Here is a 25009-nt window from a genome sequence, read left to right on the forward strand (position 1 = left end):
GCGGGCGCTCAGCCTCGCGGCTGCAACGCCCGCCAACCGATGTCGGTGCGGTAGAAGCCGCCTTCCAGCGAGATCGTCCCCAGCGCCGCATAGGCCACGTCGCGAGCCTCGTGCAGGGTCGCGCCTAGGGCGCAGACGTTCAGCACCCGGCCGCCGGACGCCCGAAGGAGACCCTCGGCGTCGCGGGTCGTGCCGGCGTGGAAGACCACCGCCTCGCCGCCGAAATCGGCGTCGGCGTCCTGGATCAGGCCGCCGGTCTTGGGCGCGTCGGGATAGCCTTCGGCGGCCAGGACCACGCAGATCGCCGCCTCCTCGCGCCACGTCGGCGGCGCGACCGAGGCCAGCTCGCCCTTGGCCGCGGCCAGCAGGATCGGCACGAGGTCGCTCGAAAGGCGCAGCATCAGGGTCTGGCACTCGGGATCGCCGAAGCGGGCGTTGTACTCGACGAGCTTGGGGCCCGTCGGCGTCAGCATCAGGCCGGCATAAAGCACGCCGACATAAGGATTGCCCTCGGCGGCCATGCCCTCGACCGTCGGGACGATCAGCTCGCGCCAGGCCTGCTCGATCAGGGCCTCGGTCAGCACGGGCGGCGGCGAATAGGTGCCCATGCCGCCGGTATTGGGGCCCTCGTCGCCGTCATAGGCGCGCTTGTGGTCCTGGGCCGCGCCGAACAGCAGGGCGGTCTTGCCGTCGCAAAGGGCGAACAGCGAGGCCTCTTCGCCGTGCATGAACTCCTCGATCACCACACGCGCGCCGGCCGAGCCGAAGCGGCCGCCCAGCATGTCGACGACGGCGGCGTCGGCCTCGGCGCGGGTCGCGGCGATGACCACGCCCTTGCCCGCCGCCAAGCCGTCGGCCTTGATCACGAACGGCGCGTCCAGGCTGTCGAGGAAAGCCCCGGCCGAGGCCGCATCCTCGAACACGCCATAAGCCGCGGTTGGCAGGCCGTGACGCTGGCAGAAATCCTTGGTGAAGGCCTTCGAGGTCTCCAGCTGGGCGGCGCGCTGGCTGCCGCCGAAACAGGGGATGCCGACCTCGGCGAGCTTGTCGGCCAGGCCGACTTCCAGCGCCGATTCCGGGCCGACCACCACCAGGTCCGCGCCGATCTCCCGGGCCAGGGCCACCAGCGCGTCGGCGTCCGTGACCTTGACGTTCCGCAGCTCGGCGACCTCTTCGATGCCCGGATTGCCCGGGGCGGCGACGAGGCGGCCGCACAGCGGCGACTGGGCGATCTTCCAGGCCAGGGCGTGCTCGCGCCCGCCGGACCCGACGAGGAGGATGGTCAGCTTTTCCATGAGCGCGGGGTGTGACGCGCGGGCGCCCTCGGGTCAAGCCATGCTCTCGCCGCCGCGTCGAGGCGACGTCGCCCCCGGTGCGTCCTATCGTCCCGTCGAGCCTGGACTCGCTTGTCAAGCTCATGGTCCCGCGCCTCAATGCGGAATTGAGTTCGCGCATCCGATCGAAGCGTTAAAGCGCCAGGGACCCGACGCCACGCATGGCCGCAGACGAACACGACCGCTTGCTGGGCCCCGATCCAGCGGCCGCCGCCGACGCCTCGCATCCGGCCAAGGCGCTCCACTCGCGCGCCTTTCTCGACGCCGTCGTCGAGAGCATCCCCGCCATGCTGGTGGTCAAGAACGGCCGCGACGGACGCTTTGTCCTGGTCAACCGCACGGGCGAGGAACTGCTGGGCGTACCGCGCGAGGCGATGATCGGCCGCAACGACGCCGACTTCTTCCCCGCCGACCAGGCCGCCGCCTTCGCCGAGATGGACCGCAAGGTGCTGGAGAGCAACCGCCTCTGGGTGATTGACGAAGAGCCGCTGAAGACCCCGCACAACGGCGACCGCTGGCTGCAGACCAAGAAGATCGCCATTCCGGGCGAGAACGACGAGAAACTACTGCTGATCATCAGCGAGGACATCACCGAACGGAAAGCCTCGGCCGCCGCTCTGGAGGCCGCCTTGGAGAGCGCCCGGGCCGCCAGCATCGCCAAGTCCGAATTCCTCGCCAATATGAGCCACGAGATCCGCACGCCATTGAACGGCGTGCTGGGCATGGCCCAGGTGCTGGCCCAGACCGAGCTGACCGATCGTCAGCGCGAGATGATGGACGTGATCCTCAACTCCGGACGGGTGCTGAACGCCCTGCTCAGCGACATCCTGGATCTGGCCAAGGTCGAGGCCGGTGAGGTCGAACTGGAGATCGCGCCGTTCAACTTGCGCGCCGGCCTGACCGCGGCCGCGGCCATCTTCGAGGGCCTGGCCCACCAGAAGGGCCTGACCTTCTCGCTCGACATCGCTCCGGGCTTCCACGACCACGCCGTCGGCGACGCCCTGAAGATCGGCCAAATCGTCAACAACCTGGTCAGCAACGCGGTGAAATTCACCTGCGAGGGCTCGGTCGCCGTCCGCGCCGCCACGCGGGAGATCGGTGATGGCGCGATCACGTTGACGGTCGATGTCGAGGACACCGGCGAGGGCTTCTCGCCCGAGGTCCAGGCCAGCCTGTTCGAACGCTTCGTGCAGGGCGACGGCTCGATCACCCGTCGCTTCGGCGGTTCGGGCCTTGGGCTGTCGATCGCGCTGCGGTTCGCCAAGCTGATGGACGGCGACATCATCTGCGACTCGGCTCCGGGCGAGGGCGCGCGCTTCCGCTTCACCGCCCGGCTGACTCCCGCTCAGGCCGAGGTCCCCACGCCGACCCGCCGCGCGGCCCCGACGCCGTTGTCCCAGCGCCTGCGGGTCCTGTTGGCCGAAGACCATCCGACCAACCAGCGGGTCGTCGAGCTGATGCTGGGCGAGATCGCAGACCTTGTCGTGGTCGAGAACGGGGCCGCCGCCCTCGAGGCGTTCGACAGCCAGCCGTTCGACCTGGTGCTGATGGACACCCAGATGCCGGTGATGGACGGCCTGACCGCGATCCGGGAAATTCGGGCGCGCGAGCACGCCGGAACCCGCGACCGCATTCCGATCATCTCGCTGACCGCCAACGCCATGCCGCATCAGGTCGAGGCCTGCCTCGAAGCCGGTGCGGATCTGCACCTGGCCAAGCCGATCACCGTCACCGCCCTGTTCGAGAGCATCGCGGCGGCGGGCGATCTGGCGGCCGACGAGTCGGACCGCCGCGAAGGCCTTCAGGCCGCGTCGAGATCCAGCGAGTAGCCCGCCGAGCGCACCGTGCGGATCGGGTCGCCGTCCGAGGTGCCGTTCAGCGCCTTGCGCAGGCGGCCGATGTGGACGTCGACCGTGCGGGCCTCGACATAGACGTCCGAGCCCCAGACCGCGTCCAGCAGCTGTTCGCGGCTGAACACCCGGCCCGGATGCTGCATCAGATAGTCCAGCAGGCGGAACTCGGTCGGGCCGAGGTGGATCTCCTTGCCGTCCCGCTTCACGCGATGGGCGACCCGGTCGATGACGATGTCGCCGACCGTGATGCGGTCGTCGGCCAGGCCTGGACGGATGCGGCGCAGCACGGCGCGGACGCGGGCGGTCAGCTCGACCATCGAGAACGGCTTGACCACATAGTCGTCGGCGCCGGTGTCGAGGCCGCGGATCCGGTCTGTCTCCTCGCCGCGCGCCGTCAGCATGATGATCGGCACGTTGCGGGTCTCGGCCCGGCCGCGCAGCCGGCGGCAAACCTCGATGCCCGAGACCTTGGGCAGCATCCAGTCGAGGATGACCAGGTCCGGGGCCCGCTCGTTGGCCATGATCAGGGCTTCCTCGCCATCTCCGGCCACGCCGACGCGGTAGCCTTCCTTGTCGAGATTGTAGTGCAGCAGGGTGGCCAGGGCGTCTTCGTCTTCCACCACCAGAACGTAGGGAGTCACTTCAGGTCGCCTCTTGGATTACTGCGCCACGACGTCGAGCTTGGGGCGTTGCGAGATCAGCTCGTCGCCGGTCAGCTCGAAGTGGATGATCTCGGCGATGTTGGTGGCGTGGTCGCCGATCCGCTCGAGGTTCTTGGCCACGAACAGCAGATGGGCGCAGGCGTTGATCGTGCGCGGATCGCCCATCATGTAGGTCAAGAGCTCGCGGAAGATCGAATTGTAGTGCTCGTCGACCTCCTCGTCGCGGCTCCACACGCCGATGGCGCGCTGCAGGTCCGAGGTGGTGTAGGCGTCCAGCACGTCCTTCAGCCGGCTTTGCACCAGCTTGCCCATGCGCTCGATCGAGCGGGTCAGGGCGGTCATCGGATCGGCTTCGGTCAGGATCAGCGCGCGCTTGCCGATGTTCTTGGCCATGTCGCCGCAGCGTTCCAGGCTCATCGATATCTTCAGGGCGGCGACGGCGTGGCGCAGGTCCACGGCCATCGGCTGGCGCAGGGCGATCAGGCGGAAGGCCTTGCGCTCGATCTCGCCCTGCAGTGCGTCCAGGCGCTCGTCGCCGGCGACCACGGCCTGGGCCAGGGGCCCGTCGCGGCGGGCGATGGCGGCGATGCAGTCGGCGACCTGCGACTCGGCGATGCCGCCCATGCGGGTGACCTCGGCCGTGAGGTGGGCCAGTTCTTCGCCGTAGGATTTGACGGTGTGTTCGGTCATCTCGTTCTCTCCCGCCCGATCAGCCGAAGCGGCCGGTGATGTAGTCCTGGGTGCGGCTGTCGCGAGGATTGGTGAACATCTCCTCGGTCGGGCCGCTCTCGACCAGCTTGCCCAGATGGAAGAAGGCCGTGCGTTGCGAGACGCGGGCGGCCTGGGCCATCGAGTGGGTGACGATCACGATGCAGAACTGGCTGCGCAGCTCGTCGATCAGTTCTTCGATCCTGGCGGTGGCGATCGGGTCGAGGGCCGAGCAGGGCTCGTCCATCAGGATCACTTCCGGCGACACGGCGATCGCGCGGGCGATGACCAGGCGCTGCTGCTGGCCGCCCGACAAACCCGTGCCAGGTTGATGCAGGCGGTCGGCCACTTCGTTCCAGAGGCCGGCCTTCTTCAAGCTGCTCTCGACGATGGCTTCCAGCTCGACCTTGCCGGTGGCCAGGCCGTGGATGCGCGGGCCGTAGGCGACGTTCTCGAAGATCGTCTTCGGAAAGGGATTGGGCTTCTGGAACACCATGCCGACGCGCGAGCGCAGCACCACCGGGTCGACGCTCTTCAGGTTGACGTCGGCGCCGTCGATCTCGATCGAGCCCTCGACGCGGGCCGAGGGGATGGTGTCGTTCATGCGGTTGATGCTGCGCAGGAACGTCGACTTGCCGCAGCCCGACGGGCCGATGAAGGCGGTGACCGACTTGGCCGGGATGTCGATGTTGACGTCAAACAGCGCCTGCTTGTCGCCGTAGAACACCTTGACGTCGCGCGCCTTGATCTTGGGCTCGCCGACGGGAGCGGCGGCGTGGGCGTGCGGCACGGTGGTGTGGATCATCGGCGTGTGGGCGGTGTCGTCGGGGCTTTGGACGGGCATGGCGTGTCCCTTCACGAGGGGCGAAGCGAGAGGGTTCAGGATCTGGGTCATGGGGGGTCTCACCAGCGGCGCTCGAAGCGGCGGCGCATGATCACGGCCGCGGCGTTCATGACGATCATGAAGACGAGAAGGACGATGATGGCGGCGGCCGTGCGCTCGTGGAAGGCGCGTTCGGACGCGTTCTCCCAGATGAACACCTGGACCGGCAGCACGGTCGCGGCGCCGGTGAAGCCTTCCGGCACGCCGGGCACGAACGAGACCATGCCGATCATCAGCAGCGGGGCGGTTTCGCCCAGGGCGTGGGCCAGCGACAGGATGGCGCCGGTCATCACGCCGGGCATGGCCAGCGGCAGCACGTGGTGGAAGACCGTCTGGGTCTTCGACGCGCCGACGCCCAGCGCGGCCTCGCGGATCGAGGGCGGCACGGCTTTCAGGGCCGAGCGGGTGGCGATGATCACGGTCGGCAGAGCCATCAGGGCCAGCACCAAGCCGCCGACCAGCGGCGAGCTGCGCGGCACGTTCAACCAGTTGATGAACAGCGCCAGGCCCAGCAGGCCGTAGACGATCGACGGCACGGCCGCGAGGTTGTTGATGTTGACCTCGATGATGTCGGTCCAGCGGTTCTTCGGGGCGAACTCTTCCAGATAGGTCGCGGCCAGCACGCCCACCGGCACCGCGATCAGGGCGGTGATGATCAGCATCATGGCCGAGCCGACCACCGCGCCCAGCACGCCGGCCTGTTCGGGCTCGGTCGAGTCGGAGTTGGTGAAGAAGGCGAAGTTGAAGCCCGACTTGATCGCGCCGCTCTTCCTCAGCTGCTCCAGCCAGTCCAGTTGCTGGTTGTCCAGCTTGCGGTCGCCCTCGGCGGTCGAGCGTTTGATCTCGCCCTTGAAATACAGGTCGGCGTCGGCCTTCAGCGAGCCCGAGACGGTGATCGTCTTGCCGATCAGCGACGGGTCGGCCTTGATCTTGTTCAGCAACTGGAAGCCGAAGTCGCGCGACACCAGGTCCTGGACCTTGGTCGAGACCGTGCCCAGGTCGTCGTCCTGCACGCCCAGCTTCTTCATCATCGCTTCGGCGACGATGTAGTCGTAGTTGACGCCCGTGAGGTCCGACCGGTCGATGCGGTCCGGGTTCAGATAGACCGGCACGCTGAGCGTGTGGCTCTCGAAGGTCGTGTAGCCCTGGCTCACGATCCGGCCGACCAGCACGACCAGGAACACCAAGGCCACGATGATCGCGGCCAGGCCCTGGGCCTTGAAGATCCGCTCGCTGCGGTGGCGCTTCTTCAGCCGGGCTTCCATGGCTGTCGAGGCGGCGGAGCGCGGGGGAGCCGCGCCGAAGGTCGCGTCAGTCATATTGTTCCCGGTACTTCTGGACGATGCGCAGGGCGACGATGTTCAGGCACAGGGTCACCACGAACAGGGTGAGGCCCAGGCCGAAGGCCGACAGCGTCTTGGGGCTGTCGAACTCCTGGTCGCCCGTCAGCAGGGTGACGATCTGGACGGTCACGGTGGTGACGGTGTCGAGCGGGTTGACCGTCATCTTGGCCTGCAGGCCAGCGGCCATGGTCACGATCATGGTCTCGCCGACGGCGCGCGACACGGCCAGCAGCATGGCGGCCATGATGCCCGGCAGCGCGGCCGGCAGGATGACCTTCTTGACCGTCTCCGACTTGGTGGCGCCCATGGCGTAGCTGCCGTCGCGCAGGGTCTGCGGCACGGCGTTGATGATGTCGTCCGACAGCGAGGAGACGAACGGGATCAGCATGATCCCCATCACCACCCCGGCCACCAGGGCCATCTGGTTCTGGACTTCCATCAGGTACTGGCCGACGCCCGGCATCGTGCCGACCAGCATCGCGCCCAGGGCGTTGAAGCCGGCGCGGAAGATCGGGCCCACGGTCAGGGCGGCGAAGAAGCCGTAGACCACGGTCGGCACGCCGGCCAGGATCTCCAGCAGCGGCTTGACCACGCCGCGCACGCCGCGGCTGGCGTATTCCGAGAGATAGATCGCCGAGTAGAGGCCGACGGGCGCGGCCACCAGCATGGCGATGAACATGATCAGGAAGGTGCCGGCGAACAGCGGCACGGCCCCGAAGGCGCCCGCCGAGGCGACCTGGTCGGCGCGCATGGCGATCTGCGGGCTCCACTCGGTCCCGAACAGGAACGACAGCGGATTGACGCTCTGGAAAAAGCGCCAGCTTTCCCAGACCAGCGACAGCACGATGCCCAGGGTGGTCAGCACGGCCGCGACCGAGCAGCCGATCAGCAGCACGCCGATCCAGCCCTCGACCCGGTTGCGGGCGCGGAATTCGGTGGAGATGCGCGGGAAGGCCAGCAGAAAGCCGGCCAGGGCCAGCACGGCGGCGGCGGCCAGCATGCCGACATTGATCAAGGTCCCGACACGCTTGGCCTCGGCGACCTTGGCGTCCAGGGCGACCTTCAGGTCGCCTTCGTACGCCACTTCACTGGGCGATTGCTTGGCGGCGATCGCCTGGGCGTCGCTGTAGAAGACGGCCTGGCGGTCCGGCTCCAGAGCCTGGACGGCGGCCGGGCGGGTGGACTGCAGGACCGCGTCCTCGACGCGGCCGCCGAACATGGCGCCCGCCAGCAGCAGCAGCGCGGCCGGCGCGCCCGCCCACAGGGCCGCGTAGGTCCCGTAATAGTTCGGCAGGGAATGGAGGACGCGGGCGCGGCCTCCGGTGGCGGCCACGGCGCGGCGGCGACCGGCCACGAAGGCCGCGCCGGAAAACAGCGCCAGGACAATGAGCGAGAGCCAGGTCAGCATGCGTGAGGCTAATCTTGCGCGAAGGTTGTCGAGAGCGCCGCAGGATCGCGCGCCCTCCCCCGGCCCGATCTATGCCGGGCCGTCGCTGTGCTTATGCGACGGATTGATGACAGTTTGACGACAGCGTCCGTCCCAGGGTTGAACGGCCACGGAATACGCCTCGTCGCATAACGCCGTTGCGCGATATGTCGCACCTCCACCGTGCGGCCGGGCGCTGGCTCCACATCCGAAAATTCCTGAGTTTTTTCCGTGGGTTGTAGGCGAAACCCCCACGGCGCGCCGTCGCCTGGTCGATGAGCGAGGCGCTGCGACATCGCGTGCTGTGTCGTGTTCAGAACTTATTGACCCGCTCGGACGCCAGTGTTCGCCGGAGCAAGTAAGACGCCCCGAGGAGCGATGACGACATGATGTTCAAGCGTTCGCATGCCCACGCGGTGCAGACCCTGGCCGCGCTCGACCGGTCGTTGGCCACCATCGAATTCGACCCGAAGGGCAAGATCCTCGCGGCCAACGCCAACTTCTGCGCGGCCATGGGCTACCGGCTGGACGAGATCGTCGGCCAGCATCACAGCCTGTTCGTCGATCCGACCTATGCCGCCAGCCCCGACTACGTGGCCTTCTGGCAGAAGCTGGGCCGCGGTGAGTTCGACGCCCGGGAATATCTGCGGCTGGGCAAGGGCGGCGTCGAGGTCTGGATCCAGGCGTCCTACAACCCGGTCCGCGACGCGCACGGCCGCGTCTCGCGCATCGTCAAGGTCGCCTCGGTCATCACCGAAGAGAAGCGCCGCAGCACTGAGGAGCGCGGCAAGATGGAGGCCATCGGCCGCGCCCAGGCCGTGATCGAATTCACGCCGGACGGCGAGATCCTGACCGCCAACGAGAACTTCCTGGGCGCGCTCGGCTACTCGCTGGCCGAGATCCAGGGCAAGCACCACCGCATGTTCGTCGAGGAGCGCTACGCGGCCTCCGCCGACTATGCCGACTTCTGGCGCAAGCTGAATGCCGGCGAGTTCGTCGCCGCGGAGTTCAAGCGCGTGGGCAAGGGCGGGCGCGAGGTCTGGATCCAGGCTTCCTACAATCCGATCTTCGACCACAAGCGGCGCATCACCAAGGTCGTGAAGTTCGCTACCGAGGTCACCGGCCGCGTTCACGCGGTCAATGAGATCGCCCAGGGGCTCGAGCACTTGGCCGGCAACGACCTGACCTACCGCATCGCTGGCGCGATCGATCCGCAGTTCAGCAAGGTGCGCGACGACTTCAACACCGCCATGTCCGTGCTGGATGAGGCCATGGGCGTGGTCACCCAGGCGACCCACGGCGTCGGCGCGGGCGCTCGCGAGATCTCGACCGCCTCCGACGACCTGTCGCGCCGCACCGAACAGCAGGCGGCCAGCCTGGAAGAGACGGCGGCCGCGCTGGACGAGATCACCGCGACGGTGAAGCGTAGCGCCGAGGGTGCGCGCCAAGCCTCCACGGCCGCTTCCGGCGCGCGCGCCGACGCGGCGCGCTCCGGCGAGATCGTCGGCGACGCCGTGGCCGCCATGGGCGAGATCGAGAAGTCGTCGGGTCAGATCACCAACATCATCGGGGTGATCGACGAGATCGCCTTCCAGACCAACCTGCTGGCGCTGAACGCCGGGGTCGAGGCCGCCCGCGCCGGCGAGGCCGGCCGAGGCTTCGCCGTGGTGGCCCAGGAGGTCCGCGCCCTCGCCCAGCGCTCGGCCGAGGCGGCCAAGGAGATCAAGACCCTGATCGCCAGCAGCACCGCCCAGGTCGAGCGCGGCGTCCGCCTGGTCGGGGACACCGGGGGCGCGCTCTCGACGATCGCCGAGAAGGTCGGCCAGATCGACGGCCTGATCTCGGAGATCGCCCAGTCCTCGCGCGAACAGGCGACCGGCCTCAGCGAGGTGAACACCGCCGTCAATCGCATGGACCAGGTCACCCAGCAGAACGCCGCCATGGTGGAAGAGGCCAACGCGGCCGCCGCCAGCCTGCAGACGGAGTCCGCCGATCTTGCCCGCATGGTGGCGCGGTTCGCAACCAGCGCCGCCAAGGCCGGCGGAGCGCGGATCGAACAGCCTGGCCGAGCGCCCCAGCACAAGCCGGCGTCGCGAATGGCTCATCGCCCGGGCGGCGCGGCCCTGGCCGTCAAGGCGGAGGCCTGGGACGAGTTCTAGAATCTAGGCCTCTGCCGCCGCCGTCGGAGGGGGCGAAACGGGGTTCGCGCCGGCCTTGGCCATCGGCAAATAGACGCCGAAGGTGGCGCCCTCGCCCTGCACGCTCTCGACGGTCAGCCCGCCGCGGTGGCGGTTCATGATGTGCTTGACGATCGCCAGGCCCAGGCCGGTGCCCGAGCGCTCGCCGCTCTTCTGGCCCTCGACGCGATAGAAGCGTTCGGTCAGCCGCGGCAGGTGTTCGCGCGCCAGTCCGGGGCCTCGGTCGGTGACCCGCAGCACCGCATAGCGTTCGGCCAGGTCGTGGTCCGGCGTCAGCAGCGACATCCGCGCGGCGGTGGAATCACGCGGCGCGGCGGCGGCCTCGGCAGCCAGGCCCGGGAAGATCTCGACCCGCACCACCCCGCCCTTGGGCGTGTACTTGATGGCGTTGTCGATCAGGTTCTGGATCACCTGGATGATCTGGTCGCGATCGCCCTCGACCACGGCCCCGCCGCGCGGCGGCAGGACGGGGTCGAAGCTCACCGCTTTTTCGCGAGCCTGGGGCGCCAGGGCGTCGATCACGTCGACGGCGGCCATGGCCAGGTCCACGCGGCCCAGCGGCGCGATGTGCTCGTTCAGCTCGATCCGCGACAGGCTCATCAGGTCGTCGATCAGCCGCGACATCCGCTCGGCCTGGGCCAGCATGATCCCAAGGAACCGGTCGCGGGCCCCCGGGTCGTCCTTGGCGTGGCCGCGCAAAGTCTCGATGAAGCCCGACAGCGAGGCCAGGGGCGTGCGCAGCTCGTGGCTGGCGTTGGCCAGGAAATCGGCGCGGGTGCGCTCGCTGCGGCGCGCGTCGGTCTCGTCGCGCAAGGCCAGCAACGCCAGGCGCGAGCGGCCGACGCTTTCCTTCAGCGGCCGGGCATGGGCCAGCCAAGCCCGACCCTGCGTCCCGCCGGTTTCGAACTCGACCACGCCTTCGACGCCGCCGAACAGCGCCTCGTCCACGGCCTCCAGCACCCGCGGATTGCGCACGGCGGTGACCAACAGCGCGCCCTGGTGCTGGATCTTGAACAGCTCGCGCGCGGCGGCGTTGGCGAACAGGAAGCGGCGGCCTGTCAGATCGTCGGCCTCCTCGGCGGCGATCACCATCAAGGGATCGGGAAGGCGGTCCAGGATGGCGGCGAAGGGCGGGACCTCCTCGACGGCGGCGACTTGGGCCAGACCGATTCCGGGGATCGGACGTTCGGCCGGGCCGCTCACGCGCCGTGAAAGCCACCAGCCCGCGCCGCCAGCCGCCACGGCGGCGGCCACGGCCGGCCCCGGTTGGGCCAGCCCCGTGACCGCCAGTCCCAGAATGACACCGGGCCCGATCATCGATGACCAGAACAGGGTCGCGCGGCGGCTTTCTGATCCGTCCGGGGGCGTGTTCGCCAGCGGCATGGGGGAGGCTCACCGATTCAAGCGGGACGCGATTCGTCGATCCAGATATGGCGCCCTGCCAAGCCATGCGATAGACGGTTGGCGCCTTAGTACGTGTCGCGAGCGGGACTCACCGCATTTTCGCCGCATCGTGACCGGAATTAAGTGCGCGGGTTTCTATCGAGGTGTCGTTCGTAATGCAGCGCAAGGTCCTGGTCGCGACGGTCGCGGCCGCTCCTCTTCTGGCCATGGCTTTCGCCGCGTCGGCGGAAACCTCGGTCTCCACCGCGCGCACGACGCCCATCGCGACCAGCACCGCGACGGGCACGGCGGCGGATGACATCCGCATCACCGCCGACGGCTCGATCAAGCCGACGACGCCTGGCGCGCTCGTCACGATCGACAGCAACAACAAGGTCACGAATCTCGGGACCATCGGGACCACCGGGGTCAACGACGGCGTCGGCGTGCTGATCATCGGCGGCCGGACCGGTTCGCTGCTCAATTCCGCCACGATCTCGCTGCTCGAGGACTACACGCCCACCGACACCGACTCGGACGGCGACCTGGACGGCGTGTTCGCCCAGGGCAGCAACCGCGTCGGCATCCGACTGACCAATGCCGGCACCTTCACCGGCGACATCGTCAGCGACGCGACCGGCGTGATCAGCATCGAGGGCAACAACTCGGCCGGCATGCTGCTGGAAGGCCCGATCGTCGGCAACGTCACCAACCTGGGCAGCATCAGCGTCACCGGCGATAACGCCTATGGCGTGCGGATCGCCGCGCCGGTCACCGGCAAGGTGACCATGGGCGGCGCGATCAACGTCCAGGGCCTGGGCGCGGTCGCTCAAGCCATCGATTCGAACATCACCGGCCCTCTGGTCCTGCAAGGCTCGACCAGCGCGACCGGCTATCGCTACACCTCGCGGCCGACCACGGTCGACGCGCTGAACAAGCTGGACGCCGACGACCTGCTGCAAGGCGGCTCGGCCGTGCGCATCGCCGGCGACGTGACCGGCGGGGTGCTGCTGCAGGGCGTCAACTATTCGACGAAGGTCGGAACAGACGGCGTCACCACCACCACCACGATCACCTCCAGCACCACCGGCACGTCGAGCATCAGCGTCTACGGCTCGGCTCCCGCCCTGCAGATCGGCTCGGCCAACCAGAACGTTACGCTCGGCGCGGTCGGGACCGGCGACAACGCCTACGGCCTGGTCGCCAAGGGCTCGATCGGCGCGTCGGGGATCTATAACGGCGTCTCGGCCACCGGCCTGTCGGTCGGCGCCGGCGGCGGCCGCACGACGACGATCGCCGGCGGCGTGCGCAACGACGGCCAGATCTCGGCCACCACCTTCGAAGCCGACGCGACCGGCGTGATCCTGAACTCGGGCGCGACCGCCAACGAGATCCTGAACCGCGGCACGATCGTCACGACGTCGTCGTCCTATGCGGCGTCGGGCGTCACCGCCAATGCGCGCGGCATCGTGCTCGGCGCGGGCTCGACCAACACCAGCATCCGCAACACCGGCGGCATCAGCGCCTCGCGCACCGGCGAAACGGGCAATGCGGTGGCGATCCTCGACCAGGCCGGAACCCTGAAGACGATCACCAACACCGGCACGATCCGCGCCCTGCTGAGCGCCCCGACCTTCAAGCAGGACGGCACGGCCGCCACCGTCACGACCAGCGGTCAAGCGATCGCCCTGGACCTGCGGGCCAACAATTCCGGCGTGACCTATACCCAGTCAGGCCCGGTCGACTTCGCGTCGACCACCACCTTCCCCACGACCGACACCGTCACCAGCGCTGACGCCACCTCGACGACCGCGGCGCCCAGCACCATCGGCGACGTGCTGTTCGGCGGCGGCAACGACACCCTGAACCTGTGGAGCGGCAGCCTGCTGGGTGCGATGTCGTTCGGCGCGGGCCAGGACCGCCTGTCGATCGACGGCGGCGCGGTCGCGCTGGGCAAGCTGAGCGACAGCGACGGCAAGCTCGACATCGCCGTGGCCAACGGCAGCCTGGGCATCGTCAACACCGACGCCATCAACGTCTCCAGCCTGACCGTCGGCAGCAAGGCCAAGCTGCTGTTCTCGGCCGACCCGGCCGCCGGCGCGAACACCAAGCTGGTCGTCTCGGGCGCCACCAACATCGCCACCGGCGCCGAGCTGGGCATCCGCCTGGCCAACTTGGTCAAGCAGCCGACCACCTTCACGGTGATCCAGGGCTCGAACATCAGCGTCGGCACGATCGGCAACGGTCTGCTGGCCGAGTCGCCGTACCTGTACGTGGCCACCAGCCGCGCCGACGCCAACAACGTCTATATCGACGTCCGTCGCCGCTCGGCCGCCGAGATCGGCTTCAACAAGGCCGAAACCTCGGCCTACGACGCCGTGTTCGCCGCGCTGGGGACCGATTCGACCCTGGCCGCGAACTTCCTGAACCAGAGCACCCGCGACGGCTTCCGCGACGTCTACGACCAGATGCTGCCCGACCAGGGCGAGGGCCTGTTCGCGGCCCTGCAGTCGGTCAACCAGCAGGTCTCGGCCGCCACGATGTTCCGCCCCGATCCGGGCGACCGCTACGGGCCGGACAGCGTGTGGGTGCAGGAGATCAACTCGCTGACCCGCCGCGACACCGACCAGACCCTGGGGTCTGACACCCAGGCGTTCGGCTTCGTGGCCGGCTACGAGGCCATGGGCGACGCGGGCGGGGCCCTGGGCCTGACCCTGGCCTATGTCAGCGTCGAAGAGCACGACACCGTCGCCAAGGTCGGCGAGCAGACCACCGCCTCGTTCGTCCAGACCGGCGCCTACTGGCGTCGTTCGGTCGGCGGCTGGCGCTTCAACACCGGCGGCGGCGTGGGCTACGGCTTCTTCCAGGGCGACCGCCGCTTCATCGCCCCGGACACCAATGGCGACGGCGTGTCCGACCTCGTCCTGAAGAACAACGCCGACTGGAAGGGCCTCACCGCCAACGCCTATGCCGGCGTGGCCTACGAACAGAAGCTCGGCCGCTTCTTCGCCCGCCCCGAAGGCCGCCTGGACTATGTCTGGCTGCGTGAGGGCAAGCGCGCGGAAAAGGGCGGCGGCGACGGCTTCGACCTCACCGTCGACAAGCGCACCTCCAGCAACCTCAGCGGCGAGCTGGGCGTGGTGTTCGGCGCCGACTTCGGCAAGAACGTCTGGTGGCGCCCGGAAGTGCGGGTCGGCTATCGTCAGACCTTGGCCGGTTCGGTCGGCGACACGGTCGCCCGCTTCAAGAGCGGCAACCCGTTCACCCTGGCCGCCATGGACGACAAGGACGGCGCCCTGACCGCCGGCTTCGCGCTGCGGGCCGGCACCCCGATGTCCTACCTGGCCATCGAGGGCGGTGTCGAAGCCGCCAAGAAGCAGAAGCGCTACAACCTGCGCCTGGCTGGCCGGGCGATGTTCTAAGAGGCTGAAGCCTCTCACTTGAGCGCTGGAAATACGAAAGGCCGCCTCGGGAAACCGGGGCGGCCTTTTCCGTGCACGGATCTTTAACCGTTTAAGCGTCTGATTTGATGGAAGTTTCGCAGCGATTTTCGCGACATTTCGCCGCGCCTCCAGAAAAACTCAAGGCCGGTTTCCCTAATCTCTATTTCGGAGCTAGGAATAATCGTTTTCCCTAGCTCGGCAGGTCGGCCCCGCTCAGCGGCGCCGAGAGGGGACTACACATGATCAAGACCAAGACCGCCTTTCGCACCGCGCTGATCGCGGGCGTCTCCCTGCTGGCCACCGCCGGCGCCGCCGCGGCCCAGACCGCGCCCGCGTCGCCGCAAGACGCCGCCGCGCGTATCGCCGCCCTCGAAGCCCAGCTCTCGACCCTGCAGCAGCAGGTCGCCGACCTGAAGGCCGCCACGGCCGCCAGCTTCAAGGATGTCCGTACGGTCCAGAGCGCCACGACCGTCAGCATCGCCGGCGCCAAGCCGACGATCGCCTCGGGCGACGGGGCCTACAGCGCCACGCTGCATGGCGTGATGCAGCTGGACGCCGCCCAGTACTATCAGGACAAGGGCCTGCCGGCCGTGCTCGGCAACGCCCGGGACCTGAACAACGGCACCAACTTCCGCCGCGCCCGCCTGGGCGTCGACGGCAAGTTCGCCAAGAACTTCGACTACTCGATCCTGCTGGACTTCGGCGGCGCGGGCACCGACGGCGCCGGCCAGCTGCAGGAACTGTACGTCCAATACAACTACGCCCCGTTCAAGATCCGAGTCGGCGCCTATGCCCCGAACCTGGGATTGGAGGACGCGGCCTCGACCAACGGCTCGTTGTTCCCGGAACGGCCGTCCTCGGCCGAAGCCGCCCGCAGCCTGGCCGGCGCCGACCGCCGCATCGCCCTGCAAGGCCAGGTCGTCCGCGAGCGCTGGCTGCTGTCGGGCGCGGTCACCGGCGCCAAGGCCGGCGACGGCCAGACCTTCGACGAGCAGCTCGGCTATCTCGGCCGCTTCGCCTTTGTCCCGGCCAAGGGCCTTGATTGGCTGATCCATGTCGGCGCCAACGCCAGCGTCGTGGCGACGCCGGCCCAGAGCACCGCCCTGACCGGCGCCTACAACGTCACCCTGCAGGACCGTCCGGAACTGCGCGTCGACGGCCAGCAGTTGGTCACCACCGGCGCCATCGACGCCGAGGGCGCCCGCCATTACGGCCTGGAACTGGCCGCCCAGAAGAAAAACCTGCTGATCCAGGGCGAGTACTTCGACTACAAGATCGACCGCCGCAATCCGGCCGCCGGCGTCAGCGATCCCAAGTTCACCGGCTGGTACGTGGAAGGCGGCTGGGTGCTGACGGGCGAGGCCCGCAAGTACAACGCCAACAACTTCGCGTTCGACGCCCCGGCCATCGCCAATCCGTTCGATCCCAAGGCCCACAAGTGGGGCGCCTGGGAACTGGCCGGCCGCTACTCGGTTCTGGACCTGAATCACCACGAGAACGCGGCCCTGGCCGGCGATCGCGTGCGCGGCGGCGAACAGACCATCTGGACAGTGGGCCTGAACTGGTTCCCCAATTCGGTGACCAAGTTCTCGGTCGATTATCTGGACGTCGACGTCGACCGCAAGGACCCCGCCGGCGGCCTGCTGCCGCTCAGCCAGAGCTACCAGGCGGTCAACCTCCGCAGCCAGTTCGCGTTCTAGCTACCGGAGCCGCCCGCCGCCGAGGCGAAGTCCCGGAAGCGGGCGGCCCCTTCTCTTTTTCAAGACCGCCGCGCAGACCCGTCGCTGCGAAAGACCCTCCAGAAAGGATCGTCCCATGAGTGACATCATCAAGGCTCCGACCCGCCGTGGCCTGCTGGCCGGCGCCGGCGCGGGCGCCGCGGCCTTGGCGGCGGGCGCGGTCCCAGGCCTGGCGGCGGCCCAGGCGGGCAAGACCATCACCCTGCTCAACGTCAGCTACGATCCGACGCGCGAGCTCTACAAGGACATCAATGCCGCCTACGCCAAGTACTGGAAGGAAAAGGTCGGCCAGACCCTGGTGATCAACCAGAGTCACGGCGGCTCGGGCAAGCAGGCCCGCTCGGTGATCGACGGCCTGCAGGCCGACGTCGTCACCCTGGCCCTGGCCTACGACATCGACGAGATCGCCGCCAAGGCCAAGCTGCTGCCGGCCAACTGGCAGTCGCGCCTGCCGCAGAACTCCACGCCCTACACCTCAACGATCGTCTTCCTGGTCCGCAAGGGCAACCCTTGGAAGATCAAGGACTGGGGCGACCTGGTGAAGCCGGGGATCGACGTGATCACCCCCAACCCGAAGACCTCGGGCGGCGCGCGCTGGAACTACCTCGCCGCCTGGGCCTGGGCCCTGAAGCAGCCGGGCGGCAACCCCGCCAAGGCCGAGGCTTTCCTGAAGACCCTGTTCGACCACGTGCCCGTGCTGGACACCGGCGCCCGCGGCGCGACGACCAGCTTCACCCAACGCGGCCTGGGCGACGTGCTGCTGGCCTGGGAGAACGAGGCCTACCTCGCCCAGGAGGAGCTGCCGGGCAAGTTCGACATCGTCTATCCGTCGCTGTCGATCCTGGCCGAGCCGCCGGTGGCGCTGGTCGACAAGAACGTCGACCGCCACAAGACCCGCACCATCGCCGAGGGCTATCTGAACTTCCTGTACAGCCCGCTGGCCCAAGAGCTGATCGCCAAGAACTACTACCGCCCGCGCAACGCCGCGGTGGCGGCCAAGTACGCCAGCAAGTTCAAGCAGATCCCGTTGGTGACCATCGACGACACGTTCGGCGGCTGGAAGAAGGCCCAGGCCACGCACTTCGCCGACGGCGGCCTGTTCGACAAGATCTACCAGCCCAAGTGACGCTCCGCTGAGATCCGTCCGTTCCGGGAAGCACAGGCGGATCTTGGAGAGCGCGGCGGCGGCCCGCGGGCCGATTGTCGGCGGGGACTCCAGCGAGTTCCCGCCGTTTCCGTATCCTATGTTGGGAACTCGACATCATCGGGTACGTTGAGCGTCCACGGGGTGGTGGGAGCTTGACCGTACGCATGAACGACTATTCGGAAGCACGACGCGCCGGCGACCGTCTGGCCGCCGGTCATGGGGTCGACGACCCCTTCGCCGCCGCGATCCGCGCCACCCATGTGGCGATGTTGGTCACCGACGCCACCCAGGCCGACGACCCGATCATCTTCGCCAACGACGCCTTCCTGAAACTGACCGGCTATGACCGCGACGAGGTGATCGGCCGCAACTGCCGCTTCCTGCAAGGCCCTGGCGCCGACCCCCAAGCCGTTTCGGCCCTCCGCGAGGCCGTCGCCGCCGGCCAGGACCTTTCCGTCGAGCTGCTGAACTACCGCAAGGACGGCTCGAGCTTCTGGAACGCGCTCTCCCTTTCGCCGGTCCGCAACGGCGCCGGCGAGGTCGTCTATTTTTTCGCCTCGCTGCTGGACGTCACCGACAAGAAGGCCGCCGAGGTCCGTGTCCGCGACCGCCGTGACGACCTGGAACAGTTGGTCGAGGCGCGCACCCATGAGCTGACCCTGGCCCTGGAGCAGAAGACCGCCCTGCTCCACGAGGTGGACCATCGGGTGAAGAACAACCTGCAGCTCATCTCCAGCCTGCTGCTGTTGCAGAACCGGCGGGTGACCGACCCCACGCTGAAGGCCTCGCTGAAAGGCATGCTGGGCCGCGTCAACGCCATCGCCACCGTCCATCGCCGCCTGTTCCAGAGCGAGGACGTCGAGCGTTTCGACGTCTCGGCCTTCATCCGCGACATGGTCGCCGACCTGATGGGCTCGGCCATGCGCGACGACATCGCGGTGCAACTGGACCTGGAGCGGGTCGACATCGCCGCCTCCAAGGCCGCCCCGTTCGCCCTGGTGATCAACGAACTGCTGACCAACGCCCTGCGTCACGGCTTCCCGGAAGGTCATGGGGGGCGGATCCTGGTCGGCGTCGCTCGCCAGGACGGTGAATTTCGGATCGAAATCACCGACAACGGCGTTGGCATGGATAGGGACAACAGACCGTCCGGCTTCGGTCTCACCATCGTTCAGCTGCTCTGCCAGCAGTTGAAAGCGAAATGGGAGACCACCGATGCGGAACCTGGCACTCGCGTAATCGTTCTGCTGCCTGTGAACGGCGCGCATTGAGGTAAGGACAAGTTTCGTATGACCGGGCGTGCGCTCGATGTTCTGATCGTTGAGGACGAGATGCTCCTCGCGATCGAACTCGAACATTTGATCGAGGAAGTGGGTTGCCACTCGCTCGGCTGCGCCATGAGTTCCGACGAAGCCGTCGACCTCGCCGAAAAGCTGCATCCCGACCTCGCCCTCGTGGACGTCCACCTCAGCGACGGCCCGACCGGCGTCGAGGTGGCGCGCAAGATCTCCCGCGATTGCGGCGGCGTCGCCCTGTTCATGACCGCCAACGTCAAGCGCCTACCGGACGACTTCGCCGGCGCATGCGGGGTGATCGGCAAGCCCTATTCCGAGCACGGGGTGAAGACGGCGCTCTCATACCTGCGCTACTGCCTGCAGCAGGGACAGGCTCCCGGCCCGGTTCCGGTAGGCCTGACACTGGCGCCGGCCTATGCCGAGCTCTGGGGTTTGAGCGACGTGCTGCCCAAGATCGCCTGAGGGGGATCGCCCGATGGCCGTCCCGCCCGCGGCCGCGGTGGTCGGGACCGCCGCCGCCCTGCTCTCGATCACCAGCTTCGCCCCGCAGATCGTCAAGATCTGGACCGAGAAGGACGCCTCGTCCGTCTCGCTGCGGACCTATGTCGTCACCGTGGCCGGCTTCTCGTGCTGGATCGTCTACGGCCTGCTGATCCGCGCCTGGCCGGTGATCGCCTCCAACATCGCCTGCCTGCTGATGTCGGGCGCGGTGCTGGCCATGAAGTGGCGGTTCGACCGCCGAGGCTAAGGCGCTCTTCCGGGACCCTTTTGCGTGACAGGGGGGGCGGGGTCCGCTATCGAGGCGCCGCCTATTTCCCTTCCCAAATTTCGCCTGAGGGACAGCCGCCTTGAACGACGCCGCCGAGGAAGCCGGCTGGGCCACCGCCAAGACCCTGGCCGAGGCCCTGCCCTATATCCAGATCTACGACCGCGAGACGGTCGTGATCAAATACGGCGGCCACGCCATGGGCCAGGAAGAGGTGGCCAAGGTCTTCGCCGCCGACGCGGTGCTGCTGAAGCTCTTGGGCGTCCATCCGGTGGTCGTGCACGGCGGCGGTCCGCAGATCAGCCGCATGCTCGACAAGGCCGGCGTCAAGTCGACCTTCGTGGACGGCCTGCGCGTCACCGACGAAGCCACGATGGAAGTGGCCGAGATGGTCCTGTCGGGCGCGATCAACAAGGAAATCGCCAACTGGATCACCCAGGCCGGCGCCGAGGCCGACGTGCGCGGCGTGGGCCTGTCGGGCAAGGACGCGCGCCTGATCACCGCCGAAAGGGTGACCCGCACGCGCAAGGACCCCGACAGCAACATCGAGCAGGTCATCGACCTGGGCTTCGTGGGCGAACCGACCAAGATCGACCCGCACATCATCCAGGCCCTGCTGACCTCGGAAACCGACTACATCCCGGTGATCGCCCCGATCGGCGTCTCGACCGAGGGCGAGACCTTCAACATCAACGCCGACACCGTGGCCGGCGCCCTCGCGGGCGCCCTGAAGGCCAAGCGGATGCTGATGCTGACCGACATCAAGGGCGTGCTCGACGCCAATGGCGACCTGATCCGCCAGATGACGCTGGAGGAAGCCCGCGCGCTGATCGACACCGGCGTGGCCACCGGCGGCATGATCCCCAAGCTGGAGAACGCCATCCACGCCGTGGAATCGGGCGTCGAGGCCGTGGTCATCCTGGACGGCCGCCGGCCGCACGCCATGCTGGTCGAGCTGTTCAGCGAACACGGCGCGGGTACGCTCATCTCCCGATGAGCGCCGACCTTTCCCACGTCGACACCTGGCTGTTCGACCTCGACAACACCCTCTATCCGCTGGAAAGCGAGTTCATGGGGCTGATCGAGGCCAAGATGACCGATTTCGTGGCGCGCGAGACCGGCCTGCCCCGCGACGAGGCCCGGGTGCTGCAGCACAGCTATTTCCAGGAGCACGGCACCACCCTGGCGGGGCTGATGGCCAACCACGGCATCGAGCCCAAGGCGTTTCTGGACGAGGTGCACGACGTCTCGATGGACCGTCTGGCGCCAGACCCGGCCCTTCGTGACGCGATCGCCCGCTTGCCCGGCCGGCGGCTGATCTTCACCAACGGGTCGCTAGGTCACGCCGAGCGGGTGCTGAAGCACCTGAACCTGCGCGATCTGTTCTCCGAGGTGTTCGCGATCGAGACGGCGGACTACTTGCCCAAGCCGGCGCTGGCGACCTTCGACAGGATCACCAAGCTGCACGCCATCGACCCGCCGATGACCGCCTTCTTCGAGGACAGCGAGAAGAACCTCGTCCCCGCCGCGCGTCTGGGCATGACCACCATCCTGGTCGGGCCGCACGCCGCGGACTCGACCTCGGAACACGTCCATTTCCGCACCAACGACCTGCCTGAGTTCCTGAACTCGGCCCGCCTGCAAGGAAGCCCAGCATGACCGCCGCCGTGAGCCTTTCAGACCTGCAAACCGAGATCGAAGCCGCCTGGGAAGCCCGCGCCGACGTCTCGGCCGCCACGACCGGCCCCGTGCGCACCGCCGTCGACGAAGCCCTGCTGCTGCTCGACAGCGGCAAGGCCCGAGTCTCCGAGAAGATCGACGGCGAATGGACCACGCACCAGTGGCTGAAGAAAGCCGTGCTGCTGTCGTTCCGCCTGAACCCCAACACCGTCATGCGCGCCGGCTCGCTGGGCGGCGGCGTCGGTCCCTGGTGGGACAAGGTGGCCAACAAGTTCGATGGCTGGGACGCTCCGCAGTTCGAGGCCGGCGGCTTCCGCGCCGTGCCCGGCGCCATCGTCCGCCGCGGCGCTCACATCGGCAAGAACGTCATCCTGATGCCGTCGTTCGTGAACATCGGCGGCTTCGTCGACGAAGGCACGATGGTCGACACCTGGGTGACGGTCGGCTCGTGCGCCCAGATCGGCAAGAACGTCCACCTGTCGGGCGGTGTCGGCATCGGCGGCGTGCTGGAGCCCCTGCAGGCCAATCCGACCATCATCGAGGACAACTGCTTCGTCGGCGCCCGTTCGGAAGTGGTCGAGGGCGTGATCGTCGGCGAGGGCTCGGTGCTGTCGATGGGCGTGTTCATCAGCGCCTCGACCAAGATCGTCGACCGCAAGACGGGCGAGATCCACATCGGCAAGGTGCCGCCCTACAGCGTCGTGGTGCCGGGCAACCTGCCTGACAAGAACGGCGGCCCCGGCCTCTACTGCGCGGTGATCGTCAAGACCGTGGACGCGCAGACGCGGTCGAAGACCAGCATCAACGACCTGCTGCGGGACTGATTATTGATCCTCCCCGCGCCGCGGGGGAGGTGTCGGCGGAGCCGACGGAGGGGGTAAGCTGGACATCGGCCGAGCAGGCCCCCTCCGGCCCTCCGGGCCACCTCCCCCGTTACACGGGGGAGGATCTACGCGCCTACTTCGTCGCCTCGTGCACCTGCTTCTTGGTGTCGGCGGCGCCTTCCTTGACGTCCTTCTTCAGGTCCGAGCCGGCTTCCTTGGCCTTGTCGCCGGCCTTGTCGCCGAGCTCCTGAGCCTTGTCAGTCGCTTCGCCGGCGGCTTCCTTCAAGTCGGCGGCGGTTTCCTTGGTGCTTTCCTTGATCGCCGTACCCGCTTCCTTGACGTCGGGGTCGTTGGCGATGGCGTGGGCGGCGTCCTTGACGTCGGCGGCGGCGGCCTTGGCGCCTTCGCCCACTTCCTTGGCGTGCTCCTTCGAACAGGCGGCCAAGCCCAGTGTGGCGACGGCGGCGGCGATCAGCAGCTTGGAACGCATGGTCGTGCTCCTCAATAAGTCCGCTGAATAACGGCCCCCCATGGCCAAGGTTCCGACTCCGCTTTTCGGAAAGGCTCAGGCCGTCTAAACCCCCGCCATGCGCATCGCCTTTCTCGGCACCCCCGATTTCGCCGTCACCTGCCTCGCCGAACTCGTCGCCTCGGGCCACGAGATCGCCTGCGTCTATTCCCAGCCCCCGGCGCCACGTGGGCGCGGCCAGGAACTGAAGCCCTCGCCGGTCCACGCCTTCGCCGAGGGCCTGGGCCTTCCCGTCCGCACGCCGGCCTCGATGAAGACGCCCGAAGAGATCGAAGCCTTCCAGGCCCTGGACCTCGACGCCGCCGTCGTGGTCGCCTTTGGCCAGATCCTGGTCAAGGCGGTGCTGGACGCCCCTCGATACGGCTGCTTCAACCTGCACGCCTCGCTGCTGCCCCGGTGGAGGGGCGCCGCGCCGATCCAGCGAGCGATCATGGCCGGCGACCCGATTACGGGCGTCCAGGTCATGCGGATGAGCGAAGGCCTCGACGAAGGCCCGATCCTGATGTCCGAGCAGGTGCGGATCGACAGGTTGGAGACCGCCGGAAGCCTGCACGACAAGCTGGCCGCCGTCGGCGCGCGCCTGCTGCCCGTGGCCCTGGCCGCCGTCGAGCGCGGCGGAGTCCGCGAGACGCCCCAGGCCGAGGACGGCGTGACCTACGCCAAGAAGATCAAGTCCGCCGAAGCCCGCATCGACTGGACCCGTCCCGCCGCCGAGGTCGACGCCCACATCCGCGGCCTCTCGCCATTCCCCGGGGCCTGGTTCGAGGCGCCGTCCGAGAAGGGTCCCGTGCGGGTGAAAGCCCTGCTGTCGCGCCTGGAAGATCAGGACGGCGCGCCCGGCCAGTTGCTCGACGACGACCTGCTGATCGCCTGCGGTGAGGGCTCTATCCGCCTCCTGAAGGCCCAGCGCGAAGGCAAGGGTGTGCAGGACGCCGACGTGTTCACGCGCGGTTTCCCGATCGCCGCTGGAACCGTGCTCGGCTGATGCCCCGCTATCGCCTCCTCGTCGAGTATGACGGCCGGCCCTATTCGGGCTTCCAGGCCCAGGCCGTGCTGCCGTCGGTGCAGGGCGCGATCGAGGCTGCGGTCAAGGCCTTCACCGGTCAGGACGTGCGCATCGCCGCCGCTGGCCGCACCGACACCGGCGTCCACGCCACCGGCCAGGTGGTGCATGTCGACCTCGAGCGCGACTGGCCGGCTCAGACGGTGTTCAACGCCCTCAACGCCCACCTGACCCGCGAGGCGGTGTCGATCCTGTCGGCCGAAGTCGCCGAGGAGGGCTGGCACGCCCGTTTCTCGGCCAATGAGCGCCGCTATCTCTACCGGATTCTCAACCGCCGCGCCCCACCAGCCCTGGACAAGGGCAAGGTCTGGCACGTGAAGAAGGACTTGGACGCCGAGGCCATGCACGTCGCCGCCCGGCACCTGGTCGGCCTGCACGACTTCACCACCTTCCGCGACATGCATTGCCAGGCCAAGAGCCCGCTGAAGACCCTCGACGTCGCCCGGGTGCGACAGGTCGGTGAGGAGATCCACCTCGACTTCGAGGCGCGGTCCTTCCTGCATCGCCAGGTGCGGTCGATGACCGGGACATTGGTCGAGGTCGGCGCCGGGCGGTGGACGCCGGACGACGTGAAGGCCGCGCTGGAGGCGAAGGATCGCCGAGCCTGTGGGCCGGTGGCGCCGGCGGATGGACTGTATCTGGTCGGCGTGGGGTATGGCGAGATCACTCCCCCCACCTGACCCGCTTCGCGGGTCGTCCGCCCCCAAAGGCGGGCGGAAGGTGATCCTTCTTC

The 25009-nt window shown here is 68.2% G+C and carries 21 protein-coding genes; 13 read left to right on the top strand and 8 right to left on the bottom strand.

The window, feature by feature from the left end:
* Nucleotides 1-8 precede the first annotated feature (8 nt).
* The gene (gene purD, locus ASC70_RS18840; protein WP_056053165.1) at nucleotides 9-1295 is read right to left on the bottom strand and encodes a phosphoribosylamine--glycine ligase; all 1287 of its coding nucleotides are present in this window, start codon (nucleotides 1293-1295) and stop codon (nucleotides 9-11) included.
* Between the two features lie 200 nt (nucleotides 1296-1495).
* On the opposite strand from purD, the gene ASC70_RS18845 reads away from it, so the two are divergent.
* A complete protein-coding gene (locus ASC70_RS18845) occupies nucleotides 1496-3163 on the top strand; it encodes an ATP-binding protein (RefSeq protein WP_056053168.1) in 1668 nt (555 codons plus the stop codon).
* On the opposite strand, the gene phoB is transcribed toward ASC70_RS18845, so the two are convergent.
* Genes phoB through pstC form a run of 5 tightly spaced genes read right to left on the bottom strand, consistent with a single transcriptional unit; the run spans nucleotide 3136 to nucleotide 8191 of the window.
* Nucleotides 3136-3828, bottom strand: a complete 693-nt coding sequence (gene phoB / locus ASC70_RS18850; RefSeq protein WP_056053172.1) for a phosphate regulon transcriptional regulator PhoB — start codon at nucleotides 3826-3828, stop codon at nucleotides 3136-3138. The two genes, ASC70_RS18845 and phoB, sit on opposite strands and share 28 nt — an antisense overlap.
* An 18-nt stretch (nucleotides 3829-3846) precedes the next feature.
* Entirely contained in the window at nucleotides 3847-4539 is a 693-nt protein-coding gene (gene phoU / locus ASC70_RS18855) for a phosphate signaling complex protein PhoU (RefSeq protein WP_047406559.1), read from the bottom strand.
* Nucleotides 4540-4558: 19 nt separating this feature from the next.
* Entirely contained in the window at nucleotides 4559-5401 is an 843-nt protein-coding gene (gene pstB / locus ASC70_RS18860) for a phosphate ABC transporter ATP-binding protein PstB (protein ID WP_082539573.1), read from the bottom strand.
* 59 nt (nucleotides 5402-5460) lie between these two features.
* Complete coding sequence (gene pstA / locus ASC70_RS18865; RefSeq protein ID WP_056053177.1) at nucleotides 5461-6759, bottom strand: phosphate ABC transporter permease PstA; 1299 nt, start codon at nucleotides 6757-6759, stop codon at nucleotides 5461-5463.
* Entirely contained in the window at nucleotides 6752-8191 is a 1440-nt protein-coding gene (gene pstC / locus ASC70_RS18870) for a phosphate ABC transporter permease subunit PstC (RefSeq protein WP_056053180.1), read from the bottom strand. Before pstC ends, pstA begins: the two co-directional genes overlap by 8 nt.
* A gap of 404 nt (nucleotides 8192-8595) precedes the next feature.
* Between pstC and ASC70_RS18875 the strand changes: the two genes are divergently transcribed.
* Complete coding sequence (locus tag ASC70_RS18875; protein ID WP_082539547.1) at nucleotides 8596-10368, top strand: PAS domain-containing methyl-accepting chemotaxis protein; 1773 nt, start codon at nucleotides 8596-8598, stop codon at nucleotides 10366-10368.
* 3 nt (nucleotides 10369-10371) lie between these two features.
* On the opposite strand, the gene ASC70_RS18880 is transcribed toward ASC70_RS18875, so the two are convergent.
* Complete coding sequence (locus ASC70_RS18880; RefSeq protein ID WP_056053184.1) at nucleotides 10372-11790, bottom strand: cell wall metabolism sensor histidine kinase WalK; 1419 nt, start codon at nucleotides 11788-11790, stop codon at nucleotides 10372-10374.
* A 164-nt stretch (nucleotides 11791-11954) separates the two neighbouring features.
* Between ASC70_RS18880 and ASC70_RS18885 the strand changes: the two genes are divergently transcribed.
* From ASC70_RS18885 to dapD, 9 genes are all read left to right on the top strand, one after another.
* Nucleotides 11955-15212 carry an autotransporter outer membrane beta-barrel domain-containing protein gene (locus ASC70_RS18885; RefSeq protein ID WP_082539546.1) on the top strand — a complete coding sequence of 1086 codons (3258 nt, stop codon included), beginning with the start codon at nucleotides 11955-11957 and terminating at the stop codon, nucleotides 15210-15212.
* Nucleotides 15213-15472: 260 nt separating this feature from the next.
* On the top strand, nucleotides 15473-16933 hold the full coding sequence (locus ASC70_RS18890; protein ID WP_056053191.1) for an OprO/OprP family phosphate-selective porin: 1461 nt from the start codon (nucleotides 15473-15475) through the stop codon (nucleotides 16931-16933).
* Between the two features lie 115 nt (nucleotides 16934-17048).
* Entirely contained in the window at nucleotides 17049-18098 is a 1050-nt protein-coding gene (locus tag ASC70_RS18895; protein WP_056053194.1) for a sulfate ABC transporter substrate-binding protein, read from the top strand.
* A 185-nt stretch (nucleotides 18099-18283) separates the two neighbouring features.
* A complete protein-coding gene (locus ASC70_RS18900) occupies nucleotides 18284-19390 on the top strand; it encodes a PAS domain-containing protein (protein WP_056053197.1) in 1107 nt (368 codons plus the stop codon).
* Between the two features lie 18 nt (nucleotides 19391-19408).
* Nucleotides 19409-19876: a response regulator gene (locus ASC70_RS18905; protein ID WP_056053199.1), complete on the top strand. Its 468-nt coding sequence runs from the start codon at nucleotides 19409-19411 to the stop codon at nucleotides 19874-19876.
* Between the two features lie 13 nt (nucleotides 19877-19889).
* The gene (locus tag ASC70_RS18910; protein ID WP_056053200.1) at nucleotides 19890-20162 is read left to right on the top strand and encodes a SemiSWEET family sugar transporter; all 273 of its coding nucleotides are present in this window, start codon (nucleotides 19890-19892) and stop codon (nucleotides 20160-20162) included.
* 100 nt (nucleotides 20163-20262) lie between these two features.
* The gene (gene argB, locus ASC70_RS18915; RefSeq protein ID WP_056053203.1) at nucleotides 20263-21177 is read left to right on the top strand and encodes an acetylglutamate kinase; all 915 of its coding nucleotides are present in this window, start codon (nucleotides 20263-20265) and stop codon (nucleotides 21175-21177) included.
* The gene (locus ASC70_RS18920) at nucleotides 21174-21839 is read left to right on the top strand and encodes a pyrimidine 5'-nucleotidase (RefSeq protein WP_056053206.1); all 666 of its coding nucleotides are present in this window, start codon (nucleotides 21174-21176) and stop codon (nucleotides 21837-21839) included. Before argB ends, ASC70_RS18920 begins: the two co-directional genes overlap by 4 nt.
* Nucleotides 21836-22684, top strand: coding sequence for a 2,3,4,5-tetrahydropyridine-2,6-dicarboxylate N-succinyltransferase (gene dapD, locus ASC70_RS18925; protein ID WP_056053209.1), 849 nt, complete (start codon nucleotides 21836-21838; stop codon nucleotides 22682-22684). Before ASC70_RS18920 ends, dapD begins: the two co-directional genes overlap by 4 nt.
* A 133-nt stretch (nucleotides 22685-22817) precedes the next feature.
* On the opposite strand, the gene ASC70_RS18930 is transcribed toward dapD, so the two are convergent.
* Nucleotides 22818-23216: a cell surface protein gene (locus ASC70_RS18930; protein ID WP_082539545.1), complete on the bottom strand. Its 399-nt coding sequence runs from the start codon at nucleotides 23214-23216 to the stop codon at nucleotides 22818-22820.
* Between the two features lie 55 nt (nucleotides 23217-23271).
* Here ASC70_RS18930 and fmt point away from each other — a divergent pair, with 55 nt between their 5' ends.
* A complete protein-coding gene (gene fmt / locus ASC70_RS18935) occupies nucleotides 23272-24198 on the top strand; it encodes a methionyl-tRNA formyltransferase (protein ID WP_056053213.1) in 927 nt (308 codons plus the stop codon).
* Nucleotides 24198-24956: a tRNA pseudouridine(38-40) synthase TruA gene (truA, locus tag ASC70_RS18940; RefSeq protein WP_056053216.1), complete on the top strand. Its 759-nt coding sequence runs from the start codon at nucleotides 24198-24200 to the stop codon at nucleotides 24954-24956. Before fmt ends, truA begins: the two co-directional genes overlap by 1 nt.
* Nucleotides 24957-25009 lie beyond the last annotated feature (53 nt).

The organism is Caulobacter sp. Root343 (assembly GCF_001425745.1).
Lineage (GTDB): Bacteria > Pseudomonadota > Alphaproteobacteria > Caulobacterales > Caulobacteraceae > Caulobacter.